Origin of the sequence: Streptomyces sp. HPF1205 (genome assembly GCF_020400825.1) — a bacterium.
Taxonomy (GTDB): domain Bacteria; phylum Actinomycetota; class Actinomycetes; order Streptomycetales; family Streptomycetaceae; genus Actinacidiphila.
Genome location: NZ_JAINVH010000107.1, coordinates 1 through 1,345 on the forward strand (window position 1 = coordinate 1; position 1,345 = coordinate 1,345).

Here is a 1,345-nt window from a genome sequence, read left to right on the forward strand (position 1 = left end):
CTGGGGTCCCAAGGCCCGCGCCGCCCACCACCTGCACGAACTGACGAAGCACCAGGACCTCGCGTGCTTTGTCCTGTTCTCCTCGGCCGCCGCCACCCTCGGCGGCACCGCACAGGGCAACTACGCCGCCGCCAACGCTTATCTGGACGCTCTCGCCGAGCACCGGCACGCCCTTGGTCTTCCGGCGACCTCGCTGGCCTGGGGTCCGTGGGAGCAGTCCGGCGGCATGACCGCCGCCCTTGTCGACGCCGATGTCAAGCGCATGGCGCGCGGCGGCTTTCTGCCGCTCAGCCGCACCGAGGGGCTTTCCCTCCTCGACGCCGGTATGACCTCCCCCGACCCCGCGCTCGTCCCGCTCCGCGTGGACCTCGGTGTCCTGCGCGGCCAGGCCGCCGCCGGGGCAGTGGCCCCTGTGCTGCGCGGCCTCGTCCGCGGCGGTACCCGGCGTGTCGTCACGACGGGCGCGGCCGGCGGCCGGGCGTCGCTCGCCGATCGTCTGGCGGTGTTGGGTGTTGAGGAGCGTGAGGGGGTGGTGTTGGAGTTGGTGCGTGGTGCTGCGGCGGGGGTGTTGGGGCATGGGTCGGTTGAGGCGGTGGATGCGGGCCGGGCGTTCAAGGCGTTGGGGTTTGATTCGTTGACGGCTGTGGAGTTGCGGAATCGTTTGAATCAGGCGACGGGTTTGCGGTTGCCTGCGACGCTTGTTTTTGATTATCCGACTCCTCGGGCGTTGGCGGGTTTTGTGGTGGGGGAGTTGGCGGGCGGTGTGGTGGCCGGGGCGGCCGGCACGGCGGCGTCGGTGGGCGTGGTGGGTTCGTCGGATTCCTTGGGTGTGGGGGAGCCGTTGGCGGTGGTGGGGATGGCGTGCCGGTTCCCGGGTGGGGTGGATTCGCCGGAGGGGTTGTGGGGGTTGGTGGTTGGTGGTGGGGATGCGGTTGGTGACTTCCCCGCTGATCGTGGGTGGGATGTGGAGGGGTTGTACGACCCTGAGGGGGTGCGTGCGGGTTCGACGTATGCGCGTGGTGGTGGGTTTGTGTCGGGGGTGGCGGATTTTGATCCGGGGTTTTTCGGGATTTCGCCGCGTGAGGCGTTGGCGATGGATCCGCAGCAGCGGTTGTTGTTGGAGGTGACGTGGGAGGTTTTGGAGCGTGCGGGGATTGATCCTGGTGGTGTGCGGGGGTCGGCGACGGGTGTGTTCGTGGGGGCGGCGGCTTCTGGTTATGGGACGGGGTTGGTGAGTGTTCCTGAGGGGGTGGAGGGGCATTTGCTGACGGGGAATACGCCGAGTGTGATTTCGGGGCGTATTGCGTACACGTTTGGTTTGGAGGGGCCGGCGGTGACGGTGGAT

Annotated in this window: 1 protein-coding gene; it reads left to right on the plus strand. The window is 68.5% G+C overall.

What is annotated here, in order from left to right; all coding sequences use genetic code 11:
- Positions 1–1,345: beta-ketoacyl reductase (locus tag K7G61_RS35835; RefSeq protein WP_225851335.1), on the plus strand; the 1,345-nt coding region annotated here is incomplete at both ends.